Annotated in this window: 21 protein-coding genes and 1 riboswitch; of the genes, 14 read left to right on the forward strand and 7 right to left on the reverse strand. The window is 70.7% G+C overall.

What is annotated here, in order from left to right; translation table 11 throughout:
• The first annotated feature begins 43 nt into the window (after positions 1-43).
• The 3 genes from E8D38_RS16980 to E8D38_RS16990 are packed head-to-tail and all read left to right on the forward strand — an operon-like array spanning position 44 to position 3,687.
• Positions 44-1,003, forward strand: coding sequence for a helix-turn-helix transcriptional regulator (locus tag E8D38_RS16980; protein ID WP_140633492.1), 960 nt, complete (start codon positions 44-46; stop codon positions 1,001-1,003).
• 52 nt (positions 1,004-1,055) lie between these two features.
• The gene (locus E8D38_RS16985; RefSeq protein ID WP_140633495.1) at positions 1,056-2,768 is read left to right on the forward strand and encodes a Na/Pi cotransporter family protein; all 1,713 of its coding nucleotides are present in this window, start codon (positions 1,056-1,058) and stop codon (positions 2,766-2,768) included.
• A gap of 55 nt (positions 2,769-2,823) precedes the next feature.
• Positions 2,824-3,687, forward strand: a complete 864-nt coding sequence (locus E8D38_RS16990) for an alpha/beta fold hydrolase (RefSeq protein ID WP_140633498.1) — start codon at positions 2,824-2,826, stop codon at positions 3,685-3,687.
• A 17-nt stretch (positions 3,688-3,704) separates the two neighbouring features.
• Here E8D38_RS16990 and E8D38_RS16995 read toward each other — a convergent pair whose 3' ends face one another.
• The 4 genes from E8D38_RS16995 to hutC are packed head-to-tail and all read right to left on the reverse strand — an operon-like array spanning position 3,705 to position 7,249.
• Positions 3,705-5,096: a formimidoylglutamate deiminase gene (locus tag E8D38_RS16995; RefSeq protein ID WP_246099537.1), complete on the reverse strand. Its 1,392-nt coding sequence runs from the start codon at positions 5,094-5,096 to the stop codon at positions 3,705-3,707.
• Positions 5,093-5,893 carry an N-formylglutamate deformylase gene (gene hutG / locus E8D38_RS17000; protein ID WP_140633502.1) on the reverse strand — a complete coding sequence of 267 codons (801 nt, stop codon included), beginning with the start codon at positions 5,891-5,893 and terminating at the stop codon, positions 5,093-5,095. Before hutG ends, E8D38_RS16995 begins: the two co-directional genes overlap by 4 nt.
• Complete coding sequence (locus E8D38_RS17005; RefSeq protein WP_181179192.1) at positions 5,890-6,507, reverse strand: HutD/Ves family protein; 618 nt, start codon at positions 6,505-6,507, stop codon at positions 5,890-5,892. The genes hutG and E8D38_RS17005 overlap by 4 nt, the downstream gene beginning before the upstream one ends.
• A gap of 22 nt (positions 6,508-6,529) precedes the next feature.
• Complete coding sequence (gene hutC, locus E8D38_RS17010) at positions 6,530-7,249, reverse strand: histidine utilization transcriptional repressor HutC (RefSeq protein ID WP_140633508.1); 720 nt, start codon at positions 7,247-7,249, stop codon at positions 6,530-6,532.
• Between the two features lie 88 nt (positions 7,250-7,337).
• Here hutC and hutH point away from each other — a divergent pair, with 88 nt between their 5' ends.
• Genes hutH through E8D38_RS17030 form a run of 4 tightly spaced genes read left to right on the forward strand, consistent with a single transcriptional unit; the run spans position 7,338 to position 11,454 of the window.
• Positions 7,338-8,891, forward strand: a complete 1,554-nt coding sequence (gene hutH, locus E8D38_RS17015) for a histidine ammonia-lyase (protein ID WP_140633511.1) — start codon at positions 7,338-7,340, stop codon at positions 8,889-8,891.
• Between the two features lie 38 nt (positions 8,892-8,929).
• Positions 8,930-9,886: an ABC transporter substrate-binding protein gene (locus E8D38_RS17020; RefSeq protein WP_219851772.1), complete on the forward strand. Its 957-nt coding sequence runs from the start codon at positions 8,930-8,932 to the stop codon at positions 9,884-9,886.
• A 12-nt stretch (positions 9,887-9,898) separates the two neighbouring features.
• Complete coding sequence (locus E8D38_RS17025) at positions 9,899-10,678, forward strand: ABC transporter permease (RefSeq protein ID WP_140633514.1); 780 nt, start codon at positions 9,899-9,901, stop codon at positions 10,676-10,678.
• Positions 10,679-10,683: 5 nt separating this feature from the next.
• A complete protein-coding gene (locus tag E8D38_RS17030) occupies positions 10,684-11,454 on the forward strand; it encodes an ABC transporter ATP-binding protein (RefSeq protein WP_140633517.1) in 771 nt (256 codons plus the stop codon).
• A gap of 24 nt (positions 11,455-11,478) precedes the next feature.
• Here the strand turns inward: E8D38_RS17030 and E8D38_RS17035 are convergent, their stop codons facing one another.
• The gene (locus E8D38_RS17035; protein WP_140633520.1) at positions 11,479-13,068 is read right to left on the reverse strand and encodes a methyl-accepting chemotaxis protein; all 1,590 of its coding nucleotides are present in this window, start codon (positions 13,066-13,068) and stop codon (positions 11,479-11,481) included.
• Positions 13,069-13,101: 33 nt separating this feature from the next.
• Entirely contained in the window at positions 13,102-13,953 is an 852-nt protein-coding gene (locus tag E8D38_RS17040) for a hypothetical protein (protein ID WP_140633523.1), read from the reverse strand.
• Positions 13,954-14,126: 173 nt separating this feature from the next.
• A riboswitch (cyclic di-GMP riboswitch) is annotated at positions 14,127-14,216 on the reverse strand.
• A gap of 155 nt (positions 14,217-14,371) precedes the next feature.
• Between E8D38_RS17040 and folE the strand changes: the two genes are divergently transcribed.
• Together folE and E8D38_RS17050 are read left to right on the forward strand one after the other, a co-directional pair.
• Positions 14,372-15,109 (forward strand): GTP cyclohydrolase I, encoded by a 738-nt coding sequence (gene folE / locus E8D38_RS17045; protein WP_140633526.1) that lies wholly within the window; start codon positions 14,372-14,374, stop codon positions 15,107-15,109.
• A gap of 2 nt (positions 15,110-15,111) precedes the next feature.
• Positions 15,112-15,540 carry a BLUF domain-containing protein gene (locus E8D38_RS17050; RefSeq protein WP_140633529.1) on the forward strand — a complete coding sequence of 143 codons (429 nt, stop codon included), beginning with the start codon at positions 15,112-15,114 and terminating at the stop codon, positions 15,538-15,540.
• 27 nt (positions 15,541-15,567) lie between these two features.
• Here the strand turns inward: E8D38_RS17050 and E8D38_RS17055 are convergent, their stop codons facing one another.
• A complete protein-coding gene (locus E8D38_RS17055) occupies positions 15,568-16,677 on the reverse strand; it encodes a DUF748 domain-containing protein (RefSeq protein WP_140633532.1) in 1,110 nt (369 codons plus the stop codon).
• Positions 16,678-16,709: 32 nt separating this feature from the next.
• Between E8D38_RS17055 and E8D38_RS17060 the strand changes: the two genes are divergently transcribed.
• From E8D38_RS17060 to E8D38_RS17080, 5 genes are all read left to right on the forward strand, one after another.
• A complete protein-coding gene (locus E8D38_RS17060) occupies positions 16,710-17,549 on the forward strand; it encodes a DUF429 domain-containing protein (protein WP_140633535.1) in 840 nt (279 codons plus the stop codon).
• A gap of 277 nt (positions 17,550-17,826) precedes the next feature.
• Entirely contained in the window at positions 17,827-19,950 is a 2,124-nt protein-coding gene (locus E8D38_RS17065) for a serine/threonine protein kinase (RefSeq protein WP_181179193.1), read from the forward strand.
• Positions 19,951-19,963: 13 nt separating this feature from the next.
• The gene (locus tag E8D38_RS17070) at positions 19,964-21,559 is read left to right on the forward strand and encodes a M14 family zinc carboxypeptidase (protein WP_181179194.1); all 1,596 of its coding nucleotides are present in this window, start codon (positions 19,964-19,966) and stop codon (positions 21,557-21,559) included.
• Between the two features lie 69 nt (positions 21,560-21,628).
• Positions 21,629-22,207, forward strand: a complete 579-nt coding sequence (locus E8D38_RS17075) for a GbsR/MarR family transcriptional regulator (RefSeq protein WP_140633544.1) — start codon at positions 21,629-21,631, stop codon at positions 22,205-22,207.
• Between the two features lie 62 nt (positions 22,208-22,269).
• Complete coding sequence (locus tag E8D38_RS17080; protein ID WP_140633547.1) at positions 22,270-23,655, forward strand: DCC1-like thiol-disulfide oxidoreductase family protein; 1,386 nt, start codon at positions 22,270-22,272, stop codon at positions 23,653-23,655.
• Positions 23,656-23,681 lie beyond the last annotated feature (26 nt).

Raw genomic sequence — 23,681 nt, forward strand, 5'->3', positions numbered from 1 at the left:
ATATAGGGCGGATCGAGTCCTATATCGAACTAGACTGCGACGCATGGCTGCCACCCCGACCACCCGCGTCCTTGCCGTGCTGGAGCTGCTCCAGGCGCGCGGCACGGTCGAGGGTGCGCTGCTGGCCGAACGGCTGCAGGTGGACCGGCGCACCGTGCGGCGCTACATCGCCGCGCTCGCCGGGCTGGGCATCCCCATCGAGGCGGAGCGCGGCCGCTACGGCGGCTACCGGCTGATGCCGGGCTTCCGCCTGCCGCCGCTGATGTTCACCGACGACGAGGCGCTCGCGCTCACCATCGGCCTCGCCGCCGCGCGCCATCTGGGCCTGGCCGAAGCCGCGCCGGCGGTGGCCAGCGCGCAGTCCAAGCTCGAACGGGTCACGCCCCCGGCCCTCAAGCGCCGCATCCGCGCCGTGAGCGAGACGATCGCACTCGACCTGGCCCGCGCGCCGGCCGCCAACAACGCCGCGCTGGTGACGCTCGGCGCCGCGGCGCTGGCGCAGCAGCGCGTGGCCCTGCGCTACCGGTCGGCGCAGCAGGAGGCCTCGTCGCGCGAGTTCGATCCCTACGGCCTGGGCTACCGCGGCGGGCGCTGGTACGCGGTGGGCCATTGCCACCTGCGCGGCGGCCTGCGCTCGTTCCGGCTCGACCGCATCGAATCGGTGGAGCCGGTGCCGGCGAGCTTCCTGCGGCCCGAAGGCTTCGATGTGCTGGCCCACCTCGCCGAGTCCCTCGCCACGCTGCCGCGTGCGTTTGCGGTGGAGGTGCTGCTGGCCGCCCCCATCGAGAAGGCCCGCGCCGAGCTGTTCGCCGCCTTCGGCGTGCTGGAGGCCTTGCCCGAAGGCGGCGTGCTGCTGCGCACCCAGGCCGACTCGCTCGACTGGGTGGCGCGCGAGCTGGCGCGCCTGCCGTTCGGCTTCGAAGTGCGCAAGCCGCGTGCGCTCAAGGACGCCATGGCGGCGCATGCGCGGCGGCTGCTTGCAGCCGCAACGGCAGCGGGGTGAAGCCTGGCCCGGCCTGTGCTACAAGACCAGCCAGGACCGACAACAACACCTCATGCTGCACCTGCTGAACCTGCTGGCCGCGATTGCCCTGCTCGTGTGGGGCACGCAGATCGTGCGCACCGGCATCCTGCGGGTCTTCGGCGAGAACCTGCGTCACGTCCTGGCCAGGAGCACCAGCAACCGGTTCTCTGCGCTGCTGGCCGGCATGGGCGTTGCGAGCCTGGTGCAGTCGGCCACCGCCACCTGCCTGATCGTGTCGTCGTTCGTCGGCAAGGGGCTGGTGGCCACCGCGGCCGCGCTGGTGGTGATGCTCGGCGCCGACGTGGGCACGGCGCTCATGGCGGTGGTGTTCTCGTTCGACCTGTCGTGGCTGTCGCCGCTGCTGCTGTTCTCGGGCGTGGTGATGTACATCTCGCGCGAGAAGACCACCGTCGGTCGCCTGGGCCGGGTGGCCATCGGCCTCGGGCTCATCACGCTGGCCCTCCAGCTCATCGTCGAAACGACCCGGCCGCTCACCCAGTCGCCGGTGCTGCGCGAGATCATCGTGGCGCTGCCCAACGAGATCTCGCTCGACATCCTGCTGGGGGCGCTGCTCACCGTGATGGCCTATTCGAGCCTGGCCATCGTGCTGCTGACGGCCACGCTGGCCTCCCAGGGGCTGGTGCCGGTGACGGTGGCGCTCGGCCTCGTGCTGGGCGCCAACCTGGGCAGCGGCTTCCTGGCCATGCTGTCCACCGCGCGGGCCGACGTGGCCACGCGCCGCCTGCCGGTGGGCAACCTGCTGTTCAAGCTGGGCGGCTGCGCCATCGCGATCCCGCTGCTGCCGCAGGCCCATGTGCTGCTGCAGGACTACGTGCACGTGGTGCAGCAGCAGGTGGTGCTGTTCCACCTCGGCTTCAACATCCTGCTGGCGCTGGTGTTCGCAGGATTCACCGGCCCGCTGGCCAGGGCGCTCGAACGCTGGCTGGTGGCGCCCTCTGCTCCCCCGGGCAGCACCCGGCCGCAACACCTCGACAAGCTGGCGCTGGCCACGCCCTCGCTGGCCATCTCGTGCGCGGCCCGCGAGGCGCTGCACCAGGCCGACGTGGTGGAGACCATGCTGCGCGGCATCCTGCCGGTCATCCGCAACAACGACCTCGTGCTCGCCGAGCAGCTGCGCGACATGGACGACACGGTGGACGACCTGTACTCGGCCATCAAGTTCTACCTGACCCAGGTGTCGCGCGAGGCGCTGTCCGAAAAGGAAAGCCGGCGCTGGGCCGACATCATCTCCTTCACCATCAACATGGAGCAGATCGGCGACATCATCGAGCGGGTGCTCGAGGACGTGGAGGACAAGAAGATCCGCAAGAACCGGCGCTTCTCCGAGGCCGGCATGGGCGAGATCGCCGACCTGCACGAACGCCTGGTGTCCAACCTGCGGCTGGGCATGAGCGTCTTCCTGCACGGCAACGTGCGCGATGCGCGGCGCCTGCTCGAAGAAAAGGCCCAGTTCCGCGACCTCGAGTACCGCTACGCCAACACCCACATCGCGCGCCTGCGCGACAACACGGCCGAAAGCATCGAGACCAGCTCGCTGCACCTGGACCTCATCAGCGACCTCAAGCGCATCAACTCGCACATCTGCTCGATCGCCTACCCGATCCTCGAATCGGCCGGCGCGCTGACGCAGACCCGCCTGCGCCACTCGCGGCTGGCGGGCATGGACACCGAGCAGGGCGCCGACACCCAGGCATCACGCTTGCACAGCACGCACGACGGCTGAAGGCTTGCGCAACGGTCCGCAAAGCCGGCCTTTCGAAAGACGCTGGAGGCTTTGCATGCGACATCGCCGCATCGACGTGGGCGGACACGGCATCTTCTACCGCGAGGACGGCCCGGCTGATGCGCCGGTGCTGCTCCTGCCGCACGGCTACCCCTGTTCGTCGTACCAGTACCGCAGGCTCTTGCCGGCGCTGGCCGACCGCTGGCGCACTGTGGCGCCCGACTTCCCCGGCTTCGGCTACAGCGCCACCCCCGACCCGTCGGCATTCGCCTTCGACTTCGACGGCTATGCCGACTTCCTGGCCCGGTTTGCAGACGCGCTCGGCCTCGCGCGCTATGCGCTGTGGCTGCACGACTACGGCTCGCAGATCGGCCTGCGCCATGCGATCGCCCACCCGGGGCGCATCGCGGCGCTGGTCATCCAGAACGGCGACATCTACGAAGACGTGCTCGGCCCCAAGTACGCGGCCATCCAGGCCTACTGGAAGGACAAGACGCCGCAGACCCACCGCGTGCTGGAGGAGGCCGTCAGCGAAGAAGGCTTCCGGCACGAGTTCGTGGGCGAGGTGGGCGCCACGGTGGCCGAGCGCGTGCCGCCGGACCTGTGGAAGCTGCACTGGCCATTGATGAACACGCCGGAGCGCCGCCGCATCAGCGTGGGTCTCATGGAAAAGCTGGAAGAGAACCTGACATGGTTCCCGCGCTACCAGGCCTGGCTGCGCGAGCGGCAGCCGCCTGCCCTCATCGTCTGGGGGCCCGAGGACGGCTACATGCCGGCCGAGTCGGCGCGCGCCTACCTGCGCGACCTGCCGCAGGCGCAGCTGCACCTGCTGGAGGGCGCGGGCCACTGGCTGCTGGAAACGCATTTCGACGAGGCGCTGCCGCTGGTGCGCGACTTCCTGTCGCGCAGCCTGGCCTGACGCGCTGACTCAGCGATTCAGCGACCCAGCAGCTCCATGGCCGGCACGAACTCTCGCGCGACGGCTGCGGCGCCGTCATGCCGGTGGTCGGCGACCACCCAGCGCCCGCCCACCATCACGTCGCGCCAGGGCCGGCCGGGGCTCGAGAAGACGAGGGCGTCGAGCACATGTGATGCCGGCACGCCGAGCAGGTTGGGGCTCGACAGGTCGACCACCAGCGCATCGGCCCGCGCACCGGGCACCAGGCCCCAGCGGGCGAAGCCGGCGGCCCGGGCACCGGCCTGCTGCGCCAGCTTGAACAGCCGTGCGGCCGTGCCGGGCTGGCAGCGCTCGGGCGCCGCGCTCACGTTGCGCTGCCGCAGCGCAAGGCGCTGGCCATAGTCGAGCCAGCGCAGCTCCTCGGGCCATGCGCGGGTGACCTGGCTGTCGGAGCCGATGGCCAGCGGCACGCCGGCGGCCAGCCAGCCGGGCAGGTCGGCCAGGCCGTCGCCGAGGTTGGCTTCGGTGCTGGGGCACAGCACCACGCCGGCCCCGCTGGCGGCCACGGCCTCGATCTCCTCGCGGGTGCTGTGAGTGGCATGCACCAGCTGCCAGCGGGCGTCGAGCCGCGCATGGTGGGCAAGCCATTCGATCGGGCGCAGGCCGGTGGCGGCCTGGCAGTCGGCCACTTCGCGCAACTGCTCGGCCACGTGCACATGGATCGGACCGTCGAACGACTCGGCCAGGCGTTCCAGCGTGGCAATGGACTCGGGGGCCGCCGCCCGCAGCGAATGCACCGCGACGCCGGCATTCAGCAGCGGCCGGCCGCTGGCCGCCAGCGCCTGCGCGGCCTGCCACACGTCCTGCGCGCTGCTGCGAAAGCGCCGCTGGTCTTCGCGCAAGCCGGGCTGGGTGAAGCCGGCGCGTTCATAGAGCACCGGCATCACGGTGAGGCCGATGCCGGCCTGCGCCGCCGCGTCGGCCAGCGCCCAGCTCAGCGCCAGCGGATCGTCATAGGGGCGGCCGTCGGGTGTGTGCTGCAGGTAGTGGAACTCGCACACCTGCGTGTAGCCGCCGCGCAGCAGCTCCACGTACAGCTGCGCCGCCACCGCCCGCAACTGCCCGGGCGAGATGCGCAGCGCCACCCGGTACATGCGGTCGCGCCAGGACCAGAAGTCGTCCTCGCCGCTGTCGCGCCGCTCGGCGAGGCCGGCCATCGCCCGCTGGAAGGCATGGCTGTGCGCATCGACCAGGCCGGGCAGCACCGGGCCGGCCAGGCGATGCGCGTCGGGCGGGCAGGGCACCCCGGCGCGCACTTCGGCCCAGCGGCCGTCGGCACCTGGCCGCAGCAGCACGTCGGCCTGCCAGCCGTCCTGCAGCCAGGCCTGTGCGGCCCACATCGGCGGATGCGGCTGATGCGGCGAGCTCACGCCGGCCTCCAGGCGAGCAGGGTCTCGAGCAGCCGGCGCAGCAGCGGCTGCACCCGGGCGGCGGCGGCCTCGTCGTAGCCGAACGGCGGTGTCTCGTGCATGTAGCAGTGCCAGCACATCTCGAGCTGGATGGCGTGCACGCCCTCGCCGGGGCGGCCGTAGTGGCGGGTGATGTAGCCGCCCTTGAAGCGGCCGTCGACCACCTGCGTGTAGTCGTGCTGCGAGGCCAGCAGCGCGGCGAGACGCTCGCGCAGGGACGCAGCGCAGCTCGTGCCACTGGCGGTGCCCAGGTTCAGCTCGGGCAGCCGGCCTTCGAAGAGCCAGGGCAGCTCGCCCTTGATGCTGTGGCCGTCGAACAGCACCGCATGGCCATGCTCGGCGCGCAGGCGCTCGAGTTCGCCTCGCAGCGCGTCGTGATACGGCTGCCAGCAGGTCTCGCGGCGCCGTGCCACTTCGGCGGCATCGGGCGCCTGGCCTTCGAGGTAGAGCGGCTCGCCGGTGAAGAAACGGGTGGGGCAGAGCTCGGTGTTGCTGCCGCCCGGGTACATGGGTGTGTCGTCGGGCGGGCGGTTCAGGTCGATCACGTAGCGGGCCAGGCGCGGCACGATGAGGCTGGCACCCAGCTCGCGCACGAAGCCGTAGAGGCGTTCGAGGTGGCGGTCGGCGTCTTCCACCGCCAGGGCGCGCGGCTGCAGCCGAGGCTGCAGCTCGGCCGGGATCTCGGTGCCGACGTGCGGCAGGCTGACGAGCAGCGGCCGGGTGCCGCGGTGCAGTGTGTGGGTGGCGGTGGTGATCATGGGGTTCGCGTGTCCTGCTGTGGCATGGCGCCCATCCACCAGGCACGCAGCGCACCGGCCGGCGGTTGCTGCGGCATGAAGCGCCACACGCCGTCGGGCGGGGCCTGCCACCAGGCCAGTGCATGGGCGGGCACCGGCCATTGCGCGCCGTCGTCGCGCTGCAGCGTGCCGGGCACCGTGGTGTAGAGGGCATGCAGCCCGGCGGCGCAGCAGCGCGGCTCGCCCGGAAGCACCGCATCGAATGCGCCGGTCGCCCGGCCGCGCCTCACCATCAGGTTGAGGTCGCGCGTGGGGCCGTTGCGCAGCGTGCAGGCGGGTCCCAGGGCGCCGTCGAAGCGATGAGGCTCGCTTCGCGGGCCGAGCTCCAGGGGCGCTTCGCCGTCGTGGCCCAGCCGCACGCCCTCGCCCTCGAGCACGACGAACCAGCGCTCGATGCCAGGGTAGGCGGAGAACGGGCCGTCGCTGTCGATGTCGGCCACGCTCACCCGCAGCGCCCAGTCGTGCGGTGCGGGCCAGGCGAGCAGCTCGCGCGTGAGCCCGCCGCCGTTGCGCCACGGCACCGGCGCCGCATCGGCGAGCCGCACGAGGCGAACGCTTTCCAAGGGGGGCTTCACGACGGCTCCTGCAAGGCTGCGCTCAGGGTTGGAAGCGACCTTCGAGCGCATAGCGCGAGCCGGGGTGCACCAGCCTGGCGATGGTGACCGGTCGGCCGCGGCTCATGGTGCGCCGCACCACCACGAGGCAGGGGTCGCTGCGGCCGATGCCCAGCAGCCTCGCTTCCTGCGCGGTGGGTGCGCTGGCCTCGATGGAGTACTGCGCCTCGGAGAGCGGCGCGACGCTCAGCAGATAGTGGGTGGGCGTGGTCTGCGAGAAGTCGACGCCCAGGTAGTCGGGTGCGCAGGAGGGGTTGACGTAGCGGTCCTCGCACTGAATGGGTGCGCCGTTCTCGCGGTGCACGATGATGCTGTGGAACACCTCGCCGCCCTCCGGGAGGTCGAGCCGCCGGGCCAGCTCGGCGGGCGCGCGCTCGGCGCGCACCAGGTGCACCTCGGCCTCGTGCCGGTGCCCGCGTGCCTCGATCTCCTCGTGCAGGTCGCGGATGGTGAGGGTGGACGAGATGCGGTGCAGCTGCGCCGCGAAGGTGCCCACCCCCTGCACGCGCTCGACGAAACCCTCGCTGGCGAGCTCGCGCAGCGCCCGGTTCACCGTCATGCGGCTCACGCCGAAGCGGGCCACCAGGTCGGCCTCCGAAGGCATCAGGGCACCCGGAGGCCAGCGGCCGCGGGTGAGCTCCTGCTTCAGGTAGTGCTTGACCTTGGCATATGGAGAAGCGGGGCGGTTCAGGTCGGCTGGCATGGGCGGATGCTACTTGCACGAGCTTGTCTATACAAGTAGAGTGAATCACCAGTAGCCGCTGCGCGGCAGCACAACCACCGCCTCCACCATGGCCAGCATGCTAACCATCCAACCCGGCCAGCTCACGCTGGCCCAATTGCAGGACATCCACGCCGGCGGCGTGGCGCTCTCGCTCGATGCCGCCGCACGCGCCGCCATACGCGCCAGCGCCGCCGTGGTGCAGCGCGCCGCGCAGGGCCGCGAGCCGGTCTACGGAGTCAACACCGGCTTCGGCAAGCTGGCCAACCAGCGCATCAGCGAAAGCGAGCTCGACACGCTGCAGCTCAACCTCATCCGCTCGCACAGCGTGGGCGTGGGCGAGCCGCTGCCGCCGGCCGTGGTGCGGCTCATGCTGGCCCTCAAGGCGGCCAGCCTGGCGCGCGGCCATTCCGGCGTGCGCGAGGAAGTGGTCGATGCGCTGATCGCCGTGCACAACGCCGGCCTCGTGCCCTATGTGCCCAGCCAGGGCTCGGTCGGGGCGTCGGGCGACCTGGCGCCGCTGTCGCACATGACCCTGGCCCTGCTGGGCGAGGGCGACATGCTGGTCGATGGCCACCGCCGCCCGGCCGGCCCGCTGCTGCGCGAGGCCGGCATCGCGCCGCTGAAGCTGGCCGCCAAGGAGGGCCTGGCGCTCATCAACGGCACGCAGACCTCCACCGCGCTGGCGCTGCATGCGCTGCTGCGCTTCGAGCCGGTGCTCGAGGCCGCGCTCGTGGTGGGTGCGCTCACCGTGGATGCGGCCCGCGGCAGCGACGGCCCGTTCGACCCGCGCATCCACGCGCTGCGCGGCCAGCCCGGCCAGATCGACGTGGCGCAGTACTACCGCGCGCTGCTGGCCGGCAGCGAGATCCGCCGCTCGCACCTGCAGGGCGACGACCGGGTGCAGGACCCGTATTGCCTGCGCTGCCAGCCGCAGGTGGTGGGCGCCTGCCTCGACCAGCTGCGCCATGCCGCGCTGGTGCTGCTGCGCGAAGCCAATGCGGTGACCGACAACCCGCTGGTGTTCGCGGGCGACGAGGTGGCCATGGTGTCCGGCGGCAACTTCCACGCCGAGCCGGTGGCGCTGGCGGCCGATGCGATGGCGGTGGCCATCGCCGAGGTCGGCGCGATCGCCGAGCGCCGCATCGCGATGCTCATCGACGCCGGCGTGTCCCGTCTGCCGCCCTTCCTGGCGCAGGATGCCGGCCTCAACTCCGGCTTCATGATCGCCCACGTGACTGCCGCCTCGCTCGCCTCAGAGAACAAGTCGCTGGCCCACCCGGCCAGCGTGGACAGCCTGCCCACCTCGGCCAACCAGGAAGACCACGTGAGCATGGCCACCTTCGCCGCGCGACGGCTGGGGGCCATGATCGACAACACCGCCCACATCCTCGGCATCGAACTGCTTGCCGCGGCGCAGGGCGTCGAATTCCTGCGCCCGCTCAGGAGCTCCGCGCCGCTGGAGCAGGTGCATGCGCTGCTGCGTACGCACTGCCCGCCGATGATGAGCGACCGCTACATCGCGCCCGACATCGAGCTGGCCACGGCGCTGGTGCACGACGGTTCGCTGGCGCGCATCTTGCGAACGCTGGAAGACAAGCCGGCGCTGTGGATCCCGGCCTGAACGTCCTTCTTCAACCGCAACGACGAGGAGCCCGACCGATGAAGATGAAGATGAAGCAGTTGCTCTGCCTGCTGGCCGCGAGTGCGGCGACGGCCCTGGCCGCCGCGCAGGAAACCAAGCTGGCCATCGGCATCTCCGGCTGGACCGGCTTCGCCCCGCTCACGCTGGCGAAGGAAGCCGGGCTCTTCAAGAAGCACGGGCTCGACGTCTCCATCAAGAAGATCCCGCAGAAGGACCGCCACCTGGCCATCGCCTCCGGCGACATCCAGTGCGCGGCCACCACGGTGGAAACCTGGATCGTCTGGAACGCCAACGGCGTGGCCACCACGCAGATCTTCCAGATGGACAAGAGCTTCGGCGCCGACGGCATGGTGGTGAAGCCCGGCATCGCGAAGATCGCCGACCTCAAGGGCAAGACGGTGGCCGCCAGCGCGCCGGGCACCGCCCCGTATTTCACGCTGGCCTGGATGCTCAAGAAGAACGGCCTGTCGATCAAGGACGTGAAGGTGGTGAACCTGGAGCCGCAGGCCGCGGCCAATGCCTTCGTGGCCGGCGCCGGCGACCTCGACGCCGGCATGACCTACGAGCCGTACCTGTCGGCCGTGCGGGCCAAGCCCGAGGCCGGCAGGATCATCGCCACCACGCTCGACTACCCGATGGTGATGGACACCTTCGGCTGCACGCCGAAGTTCCTGGCCGACAACCCCAAGGCCGCCCAGGGCCTGGCCGACGCCTACTTCGACGCGGTGGAGATGATCCGCACCGACCCGAAGAAGAGCTTCGAGATCATGGGCGCCGACGTCAAGCAGAGCGCCGAGGCATTCGAGAAGAGCCAGTCCTTCCTGCGCTGGCAGGACCGTGCGGCCAACCAGAAGTTCTTCGCCGGCGAGCACGCCGCCTTCAGCAAGGAGGCGGCCGAGCTGCTGCTGGAGGCCGGCATCATCCGGCAGGTGCCCGACCTCTCCAGACTGGCCGACACGCGCTTCATCAGGTAAGGCCGCAGCCGCATGAAGCCGCTGCAGCCGGTGTCGCCGCGCGCCCGAGTCGCGCTCGGCGTGAGCTTCTTCGTCGCTTTCGTGGCCGTGTGGGCGGCAGCCACGCTCGGCGGTTTCGTGTCTGCGACCTTCCTGGCCGATCCGCTGACCATGCTGCGTTCGGGCTGGACGCTGCTGGCCGAGATGGGCTTTTCGAAGGACGTCGGCATGACGGTGTGGCGCGTGCTGGGCGGCTTCCTCATCGCGGCTGCGCTGGCCCTGCCGCTGGGCGTGGCGATGGGGGCCTACAAGCCGGTGGAGGCGTTCTTCGAGCCCTTCGTGTCGTTTGCCCGCTACCTGCCGGCCTCGGCCTTCATTCCGCTGCTCATCCTGTGGGCCGGCATCGGCGAGGCGCAGAAGCTGGCAGTCATCTTCATCGGCAGCTTCTTCCAACTGGTGCTGATGGTCGCGGTGGCGGTCGGCAACACCCGGCGTGACCTGGTGGAGGCGGCCTACACCCTGGGCAGCAGCGACGCCGGCATCGTGCGGCGCGTGCTCATTCCGGGCGCGGCTCCCGAGATCGCCGAGATCCTGCGCATGGTGCTCGGCTGGGCCTGGACCTACGTGATCGTGGCCGAGCTGATCGGCGCCTCCAGCGGCATCGGGCACATGATCACCGACAGCCAGTCGCTGCTGGCCACCGACCAGATCATCTTCGGGATCATCGTGATCGGCCTCATCGGGCTGGCGAGCGACCTGGCCTTCAAGGCGGCCAACCGCCGGCTGTTCCCGTGGGCGCAACCGGGGCGCTGAGCACCATGCCGAACCTCCTCTCGATCCGCGGCGTGTCGCGCAGCTTCGGCCCGACCCAGGCCTTGCTGGCCACCGACCTCGACGTCGCCGAAAACGACTTCGTCACCATCCTCGGGCCCTCGGGCTGCGGCAAGTCCACGCTGCTGCGGATCGTGGCCGGGCTCGACGCGCCCACCGGCGGCGAGGTTCTGCTGGACGGCCGGCGCATCAGCGGCCCCGGCGCCGACCGCGGCATGGTGTTCCAGAGCTACACGCTCTTCCCGTGGCTCACCGTGCTCGAGAACGTGTGCTTCGGTCTGCGCGAACGCGGCCTGCCGCGGGACCGGCAGCTCGACATCGCGCACGCCTTCGTCGGCAAGGTGGGGCTCAAGGGCTTCGAGCGGCACTATCCCAGGCAGCTCTCGGGCGGCATGCAGCAGCGCACCGCGCTGGCCAGGGCACTGGCCAATGCGCCGCGCATGCTGCTGATGGACGAACCCTTCGGCGCACTCGACCACCAGACGCGAGAGCTGATGCAGGAGCTGCTGCTGTCCATCTGGGAGGCCGAACGCACCACGGTGCTGTTCGTCACGCACGACATCGACGAAGCGGTCTTCATGGGCAGCCGTGTCGTCGTGATGAGCGCCCGGCCCGGTCGGATCAAGAGCGACGTGACCGTGCCCTTCGCGCACCCGCGCCACTACTCGGTGAAGACCAGCCCGGCGTTCGCCGAGCTGAAGGCCGAGCTGACCGAGCAGGTGCGCTCGGAGGTGAGGGCGGCGGCGTTGTTGGCGTGAGGCCGGTGCCGAAAGCCCCCGCTTTTAGGCCGGCATCGCCTGCGCGCCGCCGAGCTTGAACACCGCGACTGCATCCACCAGGCGCCGCGCCTGCTGCTGCAGGCTGTCGGCCGCCGCGGCCGACTGCTCCACCAGCGCGGCGTTCTGCTGAGTCACCTCGTCGAGCTGCGTCACCGCGTCGGTGACCTGGCTGATGCCGGCGGTCTGCTCGTGCGTGGCCGCGCTGATGCTGGCGATCAGGTCGCTCACGCGCTGCACCTGCGTCACGATGTCGCCCATCGTGCGGCCGGCGTCGTCCACCTGGCGGCTGCCGACCTCGACCTTCTCGACGCTGTCGCTGATGAGCGTCTTGATCTCCTTGGCCGCCTGCGCGCTGCGCTGGGCGAGGCTGCGCACTTCGCCGGCCACCACCGCGAAGCCGCGGCCCTGTTCGCCGGCACGAGCGGCTTCGACGGCGGCGTTGAGCGCCAGGATGTTCGTCTGGAAGGCGATGCCGTCGATCACGCCGATGATGTCGGCGATCCTGCGGCTGCTGGCGCTGATCTGCTCCATGGTGGCCACCACCTGGCCCACCGTCACGCCGCCATGCGTGGCCACGCTGCTGGCGGCCTTGGCGAGCTGCTCCGCCTGCATCGCGGTGTCGGCATTGATCTTCACCGTCGATGTGAGCTGTTCCATCGAGGCGGCGGTCTGCTGCAGGCTGCTGGCCTGTGTCTCGGTGCGGCGCGACAGATCGGCGTTGCCGGTGGCGATCTGGGTCGAGCCGGTGGCGATGTTGTCGCTGCTGGCGCGCACGCTGGACACCACCGACACCAGGCTCTGGTTCATCACCTTCAGGGTGCTCAGCAGCTCGCCCAGTTCGTTGCTGCTCTTCACCTCGATGCGCGAGCCGAGGTCACCGTCGGCCACGCGGCGGGCGATGCCGACGGCCTGGGCCAGCGGCACGGTGATGCCGCGGATCAGCACCAGCATGGTCCCCACCGCCAGCAGCAGCGACAGCGCGACCGCGGCCCCGAGCAGCCAGGTGAGGTTGCCGATGCGTCGCTCCACCTCCTGCGCGTCGGCCTTGGCGCGCTGCGCGAGGTGGTCCGACAGCTGCTGCGACGCGGCGCCGCCGATGCGGTAGGTCGGGTTGATGGTGCCGATCAGCACGTTTTCCGCCGCGTCCCACTGGCCGGCCTTCACCGCGGCGGCGGCGTCCTTCACCGCCTTCACGCCCAGGCCGCCGGTCTTGTCGTACCACGCGTCGGCCAGCTGCCGCTCCTCTGGCGACTCGATTCCCGCGTGGTACTCGTCCCACAGCTGCTGAATGCCGGCCGACGCCTTCTCGATGGTGGTGAAGTGCACGTCCAGCGCGTGGTCGTGCAGCTTGGCCCAGTCGAAGCCGGGGTTGTGCTGCAGCGCCTGCAGCACCTGGCTGCGGTTGGTCTCCATCAGCAGCTTGATCTGCGTGAACACGGTTTCGGACTTCGCGTCGTGCAGTGCGATGTCGCGGTAGGAGTGGCGCGTCAGCGCCGTGCCGTAGAGGCCGAAGGCGCCGATGCCGGCCACGAGCAGCATGAGCAGGCTCAGCACGGCAATGATCAGCGTCCTGATCCTGATGTTGGAAAGCATGTTGATCTCCCTGGAATGAATTCGTTGTGTCTGTCAGCGCCTGCAGCGGCGGAAGAACTCGGCGATGCCGGCGTCGAGGTCGGCCGGCTGGTCGAATTCGAGGTAGGTCACGTCGCACAGTTCGCCGAGGTCCTTGAGCAGCGTGGTCTTGATCGGCGCGTGCTTCCACACGAGGAACAGCACCGGCGTGCAGGCGCCGCGGAACACGTGGTACGACAGCTCGAACGCGCTGCTCTCGCTCATGCCGACGCGGATGTTCACGAAGGCACCCGCCTGCGCCAGGCGTGCCAGCCTCCAGGCGCGGAAGTTCTGCGGCGTGAACGGCTGGCCCGACTCGGCCTCGAACGAGGCCCGGAAGGTGCCGGCGCTCTCGGCCTGGTGGCCGGTCAGGTAGTCGAAGTCGTGAGGCTCGCCGTTGCATCGCTCGATGCGTTCGAGCACGCCGGCGATCAGCTCCTGCTGGGCAACGCCCGATTCGGTGAGCGGCTGGCGGATGAAGAGCTTCAGGGCGGCCGTATCGGCGGCCGGCTCGGCGAAGCCGTTGCCGGCGCGTGCGCCGGCGCTGAAGGCGTGCCACAGGCGGTCCGAAGGCAGGGCGGCGCGGTTCTTCAGCAGCACGCGCGCCTTGTCCACCGCGGCCTGCGCCAGCGAGCCGCGCGGGCGCAGCATCAGCGCGTCCTGCGCTTCGGCCACGCCGGCCAGGAATGTCGACGACAGCATCTGGCGCTGGGCCGAGCTGTCGCCCGGCTTGCCGCTGGGCGGCGGGTACAGCCCAGCCATCAGCGCGGCCACGTCGTGTTGCGCCCACAGGCGCTGTCTCAAAGGTGTGCCCAGGCGCGCCAGGTCGGCGCTGCCCGCGAGGGCGAATTGGTCGATGCTGCCCATTGATCTCCCCGGTCTGTCTGTTGTCTGTCGGTCTGTCCGCTCGTCTGTTGCCACGACGGCGGCACGCGCAGGGGCGTGGGGAAGCAAGACCGGAAAGACGCGCATGCAGCGCAGGCTGCCCGCTCCGATGCGCGCATCGAAGCAGCCCGGGGGAAGAACATCCAACCCTGGTTTCTGGCAACCCCGCTGTCATGGCTTGCTGGCAAGCGTTAGACCGGAAGCTTTGCGACCCCGACTTTCGTGCGGGTGTGCCTTTGTCGTGAACCCGAGCGCAGTGAAGCGCTCCGGGCCAGCTTATCGGCGGGGGTGGCGCTTGCCTTGAGAAATGGCGGGGGGGTGAGCGTGATGCAGTGAACGCATTCGGGCCCCCCGGTGGGGGAGCCGCCCCGCGCTGCAGCGCTGCGCTAGTATTCCGCGGATGAAAGTCACCCCCCTGCCCACGCCCTCGAGCCCGCCCCCCGCGGCAGACGAAGGCGTGCCGGTTTCGCAAAAGATCCGCGAGCGCCTGAAGAGCGCACAGCGGCGCTTCCATGCCAACGACAACATCGCCGAGTTCATCGAACCCGGCGAACTCGAGGCGCTGCTCGACGAAGTGCGCAGCAGGATGGTCACCGTGCTCGACAGCCTGGTGATCGACACCGAGAGCGACCACAACACGCAGGACACCGCGCGGCGCGTCGCCAAGATGTACCTCAACGAGGTGTTCAAGGGCCGCTACGTCCGGCAGCCCACCGTCACCGAGTTCCCCAACGTCGAGCACCTCAACGAGCTCATGATCGTGGGCCCGGTCACGGTGCGCAGCGCCTGCTCGCACCACCTGTGCCCGATCATCGGCAAGCTGTGGATCGGCGTGATGCCGAACGAGCATTCCAACCTCATCGGCCTGTCGAAGTACGCGCGCCTTGCGGAATGGATCATGAGCCGCCCGCAGATCCAGGAGGAGGCGGTCACCCAGGTGGCCGACCTGCTGCAGGACAAGATGCAGCCCGACGGCCTGGCCATCGTGATGGAGGCCGACCACTTCTGCATGCAGTGGCGCGGCGTGCGCGACATGGACTCCAAGATGATCAACAGCGTGATGCGCGGCTCCTTCCTGAAGGACGCGAACCTGCGCCGCGAATTCCTCGCGCTGGTCAACAACCGGAAAGGCGGCTGATCATGCTGGTACGCCTGCTCTACGCCAGCCGTGCGGCCCAGCCGGTCACGCCCGAAAGCATCGAATCGATCCTGGCGCAAAGCCGTGCGCACAACCCGGCGCTCGGCCTCACCGGCATCCTGTGCTGGAGCGGCGAGAGCTTCATGCAGGTGCTCGAAGGCGGCCGCGACGCGGTGAATGCCAAGTACGGCGAGATCGTGCGCGATGCCCGCCACAAGGACGTGACGCTGCTGTGGTACGGCGAGATCGCCGAGCGGCGTTTCGCCGGCTGGACCATGGGGCAGGTCAACCTCGGCAAGATCAACCAGACCACGCTGCTCAAGTACAGCGAGCGGCCGGTGCTGGACCCGTTCGCGGTGTCGGGCTGCGCGTCGCTGGCCCTGCTCGAAGAGCTCATCGCCACCGCGTCGATCATCGGCCGGGCGACCTGACACGCGTCCCGGCTGCCGGGCGTGTCTTCAGCGGCCGAACAGGCCCTTGATCACCCCGCCCACGCCTTCGACCACACCGCCCAGGCTCACGCCGAGCTTGTCGGCCAGCGCAGCGGCCAGCCGCGTCGCGAGGCTTTCATTGAGCGAGAACGCCGGGTCGTCGAGGCGGCCCTCGAGAGTGAACGCGACCTCGATGCGGTCGTTCTGGCTCAGGAAGGCCAGCACCGCCTGGCGCGGCACGCCGGCAAAGCTGCCGAGCAGTCCGCCGGAGTCGGCCAGCTCCAGCCCGGTGATGGTGAGTTCGCCCGGCGCGCGCAGCTGCCCGTTCGCGACGGCGGAGCGCAGATGCAGGTCGAGGGCACCGCGACGCACGCCGGCCTCCGACACCTTCACCAGGTAGGGCTGCAGCGCCACCAGGTCCACGCCGGCCAGCCGCACGTCGAGTTCGCTGTCGCGCGTGGCGAACACGATGCCGCCGCGCAGGGCCAGCCGGCCGTCTCGCTGCACGCCCTTAACGACCGCGTCGACCTCGATGCCGGTGCGGCTGTCCAGCGCCGGCAGGTCGAGCGGGCCGATCCGGGCCTCCAGGTCCTGCAGGCGCAGCTTCAGCGGCGGCTGGCGTACCGATGCGTCGTACAGCTCGACCGCTGTGCCCCCGAGCACGATCTCGCCGATGTGCACCTCGGGGCCGGCGTCCTTCTGCGCAGGCGGTTCGCGCGTCGAGGCCGGGCGAGCGCGGGCCGTCGGCTGGCGCTCCAGCAAAGCCGGCAGCACGTGCAGCTTGCCGTCGCGGCTGCGGTACAGGCTCACATAGCCGCCTTCGACCTCGATGCGGGCGATGTGCCAGCCGCTCGAGAACAGGCTGCGCAGCGAGGGCACCACCCGCACGCGGTCGGCGACCAGCTCGTCGGCCGCCGGCCAGCGGGTGCCGCCGGCCGAGCGGATGCGCAGCCCGTGCGCGACCACGCCGTTCCAGCCGATGCCGAGTTCATTCACCGTGGCGCGCGGGCCCAGCGCTTCGAGCAGCGCCGCATGCAGTTGTTGCGAGGCGATGCGCAGCCCTGCCAGCACCGCCACTGCCAGCACGAGCACCGTGGCCGCCAGCCCCCACCAGCGGCGTGTCGTCTTGATCTTCATGGGGAGCGATTTTCGCCAGTAGAGTGGCCCGCATGTCCGCACAAGGCCTTGCTCCGCCCGATGCGCCGGTCGTCGTGGCCGGCATCGACTTCACCAGCGCGCCCACCCGGCGCAAGCCCATCACCGTGGCCCATGGGCGGTCGAGCGGCGGCGTGGTGCGGCTCGACCGCATCGACACGCATGCCGACTTTGCCGGCTTCGCGCAGTGGCTGGCCGGGCCCGGCCCCTGGGTGGGCGCCTTCGACTTCCCGTTCGGGCTGCCGCGCGAGCTGGTGCTGGCCCTGGGCTGGCCGACCGAGTGGCCGGCGCTGATCGAGCACTACGCCGGGCTCACGCGCGCGCAGATCCGCGAAACCTTTGCCGCCTTCTGTGCGGGGCGGCCAGCCGGCGGCAAGTTCGCGCACCGCGCCACCGACGGGCCCGCCGGCTCGTCGCCGTCGATGAAATGGGTCAACCCGCCGGTGGCCTACATGCTGCATGCGGGCGTGCCGCTGCTGGTCGAGGCCGGCGTGCACCTGCCGGGCCTGATGCCGGGCGACCCGCAGCGGGTGGCACTGGAGGGCTACCCGGGCATGGTCGCGCGTGAACTGCTCGGGTCGCGTTCGTACAAGAGCGACGACCGCGCCCGGCAGACGCCCGGGCGCCTGATCGCCCGCAAGGACCTGGTCGAAGCGCTGGAGCGCGGTATCCCCCGCTGGGGCCTGCGCCTGAAGCTGAGCCATGCGCAGCGCGACGGCCTGGTGGCCGATGCCTCCGGCGACCGGCTCGACGCGGTGCTGTGCCTGGTGCTGGCGGCCTGGGGCGCACAGCGGCCCGGCTTCGGCCTGCCGGCCGACCTGGACCCGCTGGAGGGCTGGACTGTTGGCGCCTAATCATCTCCGGTGCAAGCAGGCGTAACGCGGGCTTCCCGTTTGCTCCGGCTGGCCCTTGAATAGGGCCCTGCAAACCAGAAAAGGCGGGTTTCGTCTCGCCTGCGTGAACCATCGGTAGCGCTGGCGCAACGCAGCGCAAGACGGCTCGCGCCGAGGCGTGTACTGTGTTGCGGCGCGACCGGCGCCCGGCTCCGCCACGCATTCCGGACCATCCATGACCTCCAGATCCCAGCCTTCCACTTCCTTGCCGCCACAGCCGGCAAGCCCCCGTCAGCCCATGCAGCCTGAACCGGAGCAGCTGCGCGGCGCCGATGCGCTGCCCGCCGGCAGCCTGCTGGGCGAGTTCGAGATCGAATGCGTGCTGAGCGAAAACGCCCGCGGCATCGTCTACCTGGCCATCGACCCGGTGCTGCAGCGGCGTGTGGCCATCCGCGAATACCTGCCCATGGCCTGGGCCACCCGCGGCCATGGCGGCCAGGTGGTGCTGCGTTCGCCCGCCAAGCTGCCCGAATTCGTGAGCGGCCAGCGCGCGTTCATCAACGAAGCGCAGGCACTGGTGCGGTTCGACCACCCGTCTCTGATGCGTGTGTTCCGCTGCTGGGAGGCCAACCGCACCGCCTACGTGGCCACGCCCTGCTACGAAGGCAAGACGCTGCAGCAGGTGCGCGACGAGATGTCGCAGCCGCCTTCAGAGGCCTGGCTGCGCGCGCTGCTGGAGCCGCTGCTCGAGGCGCTGCAGCTGCTGCATGGCGCCTCGGTCTACCACCTGAACCTCACGCCCGAGCACATCCTGCTGCTGCCCGACGGCAAGCCGGTGCTGTTCGACCTGGGCGTGCGGGCCGACGGAGGCCGCCTGGGCGCCGACAAGAGCCTGCTGAATCCGGCCTATGCGCCCATCGAGCAGTACGCCGAGACCGAACAGCTGCGCGTGGGCCCGTGGACCGACCTCTATTCGCTGGCCGCGGTGGTGTACTTCTGCGTGAGCGGGCGCGCCCCGCTGCCGGCCACCGTCCGGGCGGTGGGCGACGCGCAGGTGTCGCTGTCCGACCTGGTGGGCCGGCTCGGCCAGCAGTACGTCGGCCCTCGCTATGGCCGCAACTTCCTCGAGGCCTTCGACTGGGCCCTCGCCGTGCGCCCGCAGGACCGGCCCCAGCGCGTGGCGCAGCTGCGTCAGGTGCTGAGCGGGCCGGCCTCGGCCCCGGCGCCGGCACCCGACGCGGCGCCTGCCGGCCCGACGTGGCGCGATGCACCCGCGCGCGAGATGGCACCCGAGTTCCAGCCCACCTCCCAGCAGGAGCAGCCGTCGTTTGCCGACACGCCGCAATGGTTCGCGCCACCGCAGCGGCCGGCGTCGCCGTCGTCGGGCGGTGCGGCCGGGGCCACGCCGGCACCGCCGCTGTCGCCTCGCGAGCTCGGCGAGCGGCTGCATGCCACGGTGAAGAGCGCCACCACGGCTGCGGCATTCGAACGCGCCAAGCGTCCGCCCGAGCCCCGGCTGGGCAGCCTGGGCGGCGCGGCCGGCGCCGCGGCCGAACCCGACTTCGAGGCGTCCATCCAGCAGGCCCTGCAATCGGCGGCAACCTCGATCGAGGCCGATGACCGGTATGCCTCCCGCTTCGGCGACGCGCAGGCGTCGAGGTTCGGCCTCGACGCGCCCGGTGCCATGGCGCCGGCTGCCGGCGGCGACGGTCCGGCCGGGGCGCGGTTTGCGCCGGAAGGCGCCTTCGAGCGCCCGCGCTGGCGAAAACGCACCCCCTGGTGGCGCCGCACGGGCGTGCGCTGGGGCGGCAGCATGGTGGCGATCGCCGTGCTCGCATGGCTCAGCGCCACCGAATGGGAAGACCAGCGCCTGTCCGAGCGGGTGATGGACACCATGGCCCGCACCCTGCGCCCGGCACAAGAAGCCCAGGGCCCGACGATCTCGAGCCAGGCGCCCGCCGTGGCGGCGGCACCGGCCGAACCCGGCGCGCCGGCGGCAGCCGCATCCGTCGCGGCCACGGCAGCACAGACGGCCCCGGCGCCGCTGCCCAGCCCCGCGCCGGTCACCGAGGCGCCCGTGGCCGCCGTCAAGCCCGTCGGCCCCGAGACGGTGGCCGGCTCCGGCACCGTCACCACGGAAGCCGCGCCGCCCGCGGAGGCCGCGCCACCGGAAGACGAGGATCCGCCGAAGGAGGCCACCAGGTCGTCCACCAAGGTCGCTTCGGTGAAGGCCGGCGAAAGCCCCCGCAAGCGCGAAAGCCGCAAGGCGGCGGCGGCCGAGGAGTCCACGCCGCGCGCCGCCTGCGGCAACCGGGTGCAGTTCTCGCTGTACTACTGCATGCAGACGCAATGCCGCAAGCCGCAGTACTACAAGCATGCGCAGTGCCGCGCGCTGCGCGAGCGCGACACGGTGCAGGACTGACCTGAAGGACCGCATGACGCTACACAAGGCTTCGGCCTGGATCATGGCCCTGGCCGCCGGTGCGGCATGGGCGCAGTTCGACCCTGCGCGCGTCAAGCCCGAACCCGAGGCGGTGGCCGCGCGTTTTGCCGACCCCGACGTGCGCTACGGCTCGCCGGGGTTGCGCCCGGGCCGCACCGACTTTGCAAGCCATGCCGAGGCCCTCGAATTCGCCGAAGGGCTGGCCCGGCGTTCGCGCGACCTGAAGGTCGAGCTGCTGGGCTCTTCGCAGCAGGGCCGTGCGATGCCGCTGCTCGTGCTGGCCAAGGGCGCTGTCGTCAACCCGAAGCTGCCCACCGTGCTGGTGCTCGGCCAGCAGCATGGCAACGAGCCTGCCGGCGGCGAAGCGGCGCTGGCGCTGGCCGAGCAGCTGGCGAGCGCGGGGCAGGCTGCGCTGCTCGAACGGGTGAACGTGCTGATCGTGCCGCGCGCCAACCCCGACGGCGCCGACAGGTTCGTGCGAACCACCGCCAGCGGCATCGACGTGAACCGCGACCACCTGCTGCTGCAGACGCCCGAAGGCCGCCTGCTCGCCGGCGTGGCCGCGCGCTACAAGCCGCAGGTCGTGCTCGACCTGCACGAGTTCACCGTCGGCGACCGCTGGGTCAACAAGTTCGGCGTGTTCCAGAAGTACGACGCGCTGCTGCAGGCGGCCACGGTGGGCAACATGGACCCGGGTCTGGCCGCCGCGGCACAGGCCGACTACGTGAGCCGCATCCAGCGCACGCTGGAGGCTGCCGGCCAGAGCGTGTTCCTCTACCACACCACCTCGCCCAACGTGGCCGACAAGGTGGTCGCCATGGGCGGGGTGCAGCCCGATACCGGCCGCAACGTCGGCGGGCTGCGCCATGCGGTGAGCCTGCTCATCGAGACGCGCGGCGTGGGCATCGGCCGCGCCCATTTCGCACGGCGCGTGCATGCGCATGTGCTGGTCGCCACCAGCGTGATCGAAACCGCGGCCGGGCAGGGCGACAGGCTGCTGGCGCTGGTGCGCGATGCCGAAGCCGGTGCCGCCGCGTCGGCCTGCAAGGGCGATCTCGTGGTCGAAGCCGGCCACACGCCGCGCCAGCAGGCCCTGAGCTTCCTCGATGCCCGCACCGGCGAGGAGCGCAGCATCGAGGTGGCCTGGCGCTCCGCGCTCGAGCTGCAGATCCGCCGCAGCCGGCCGCGGCCCTGCGGCTATCTGCTGGCAGCCAGCGAAACCCAGGCGGTCGAGCGGCTGCGTGCTCTGGGAGTACGGGTCTGGCGCGTCGGCGAGGCCGGCCAGTGGCAGGTGGAGCGCTACCTGGTCACCGCGGCCGACGAAGGCCAGCGCCAGGACACCCGCGGCGCCATCGAGGACGGCCAGAACATCCGCATGCTGCAGGTGCGCACCGAGCCGGCAAGCCTTGCCGTGCCGGCCGGCAGCCTCTATGTGCCCATGGCCCAGCCGCTGGCGCCCCTGGTCGGCGCGGCCCTCGAGCCCGATTCGCAGAACAGCTACGTGGCCAACCGGCTGCTCGAACTCGAAGACGGCAGGCTGCTGCGGGTGCTGGCACCGCCCGCTGCCGCCATGCTGGTGTGGCCTTGATGCCTCGAATCGCCGGGCGAACTTGATTTCTGTATTGACAGAAATTTCAGCCGGGATACGATGCCGGCCATGGAGCTTTCACCGACCCTGAGCCGCTTCGTCCTGCACTGGGGCGAAATGGGCACCCGCTGGGGTGTCAACCGTACCGTCGCGCAGATCCATGCGCTGCTGTTCATCACCGGCCGGCCCATGCATGCCGAAGAGATCGCCGACACCCTGCAGGTCGCGCGCTCGAACGTCAGCACCAGCATCCGCGAGCTGCAAGGCTGGAAGCTGATCCGCCTGGTGCACATTCCCGGCGACCGGCGCGACCATTTCGAAACCTCCACGCAGGTGTGGGAGCTGCTGCGCACCGTGGTGCGCGAGCGCCAGCAACGCGAAATCGCGCCCACCATCACCGTGCTGCAGGAGCTGCTGGCCGACCCGGCCATCAACAAGGACCCGGCCGCGGCCAAGCTGCGCATCAAGGAAACGCTGGAGCTGCTGGAAACGCTCACCGCCTGGAGCGACGAGATGCTGCGGCTCGACACGGAAACGCTCACCAAGGTGCTGCGCCTGGGCGCCCGCATCAAGAAGCTGCTGGGCCGCGATGCCGCGCCCGAGGAGCCGCCACGGCCGGCTTCGGCAGCCGACCTGCTGGGGCCCTGAGGCGGCCCATTTTTTTGACCTTTTATTTCTCTTTTGGCAGAAATTTCGGAAGGGGAGTGAACATGAGGAACGACGTACCCACCATGGTGGCCGACCCTCTTGGGGCCGACCCGGTCCGGGGGCGGGTGGTGTGGTCACCGCTGAAGTCGCTGTGGTGGAGCGCGATGGCTGTCGGCGGCCTGGTGGCGGCGACCTGCTATTTCAGCTGGGGCGGCTTCCTGCTGTTTCTGGCCACCACTGCCGTGACCTTGTGCCTCGGGCATTCGCTGGGCATGCACCGCCGCTTCATCCACCGCAGCTATGAAGCGCCGCTGTGGCTGGAGCGCCTGTTCGTCTACCTGGGCACGCTGGTCGGCATGGCCGGCCCGCTGGGGATGATGCGCACCCACGACCTGCGCGACTGGGCCCAGAGGCAGGCCGCCTGCCACGACTACTTCGGCCACCGCCGCGCCTTCCTGCACGACGGCTGGTGGCAGCTGCATTGCGACATCGAGCTGGAGCGCCCGCCGCGCTTCGTGCCGCCGGCCGAGGTGGACGGCGACCGCTTCTACCAATGGCTCGAACGCTGGTGGATGTGGCAGCAGCTGCCGTGGGCGATGGCCTTCCTCGCACTGGGCGGCGCCGGCTGGGTGCTGTGGGGCGTGTGCGCCCGCGTGGCCGTGGGCGTGACCGGGCACTGGCTGGTGGGCCACTTCGCCCACCGCGAGGGCCACCAGCAATGGGACGTCACCACCGCGGCGGTGCAGGGCTACAACGTGCGCCTGCCCGGCCTGGGCCCGGTGGGAGCCTGGGTCTGCGGCCTCGTCACGATGGGCGAGGGCTGGCACAACAACCACCATGCCTTTCCGGCCTCGGCCCGGCTCGGTCTCGAGCGCTGGCAGCTCGACCCCGGCTGGTGGGTGCTGCTGGGCCTGCGCAGGGCCGGCCTCGTGCGCGGCCTCGCCTTGCCGGCCGACCTGCCGCCCCGGCCTGAACTTCGCGAGTTGGCCGAAGAAGCCGCTGCCGGCTTGCCAACGACCTATCCGCTGACCCTGCTCTACGACCGCAACTGCCTCATCTGCCAGACCGAGATGGACGCCTTGCGGGACCGCGACGCGGGCCGGGGCCGGCTGCGCTTTATCGACATCTCCACGCCAGGCTTCGACCCGGCGCCCTACGGCCGGACGCTCGGGCAGTTGAACGCATCGATCCATGGCGTGGCGGCCGACGGCCGGCTGGTGAGCGGCATGCAGACGCTGCGGCTGGCCTACGCGGCCGCCGGCCTGGGCTGGGTGCTGCGGCCCACAGGCTGGCCGCTGCTGCAGCCGCTGTTCGACCGCATCTATGCAGGCTTCGCGCAGCGCCGCTATGGCATCTCGGCGGCCTTGGCGCCGGTGCTCGAGCGGGCGGCTGCCTGGCGCACCGCACGGCGGCTGCAGCGCTGCCAGGGCGGCCGCTGCGACCTTTGAACGAACAACCCGAAGAGTGAGGCAGT

It is taken from the genome of Methylibium rhizosphaerae (genome assembly GCF_006386545.1).
Classification (GTDB): Bacteria; Pseudomonadota; Gammaproteobacteria; order Burkholderiales; family Burkholderiaceae_C; genus Pseudorivibacter; species Pseudorivibacter rhizosphaerae.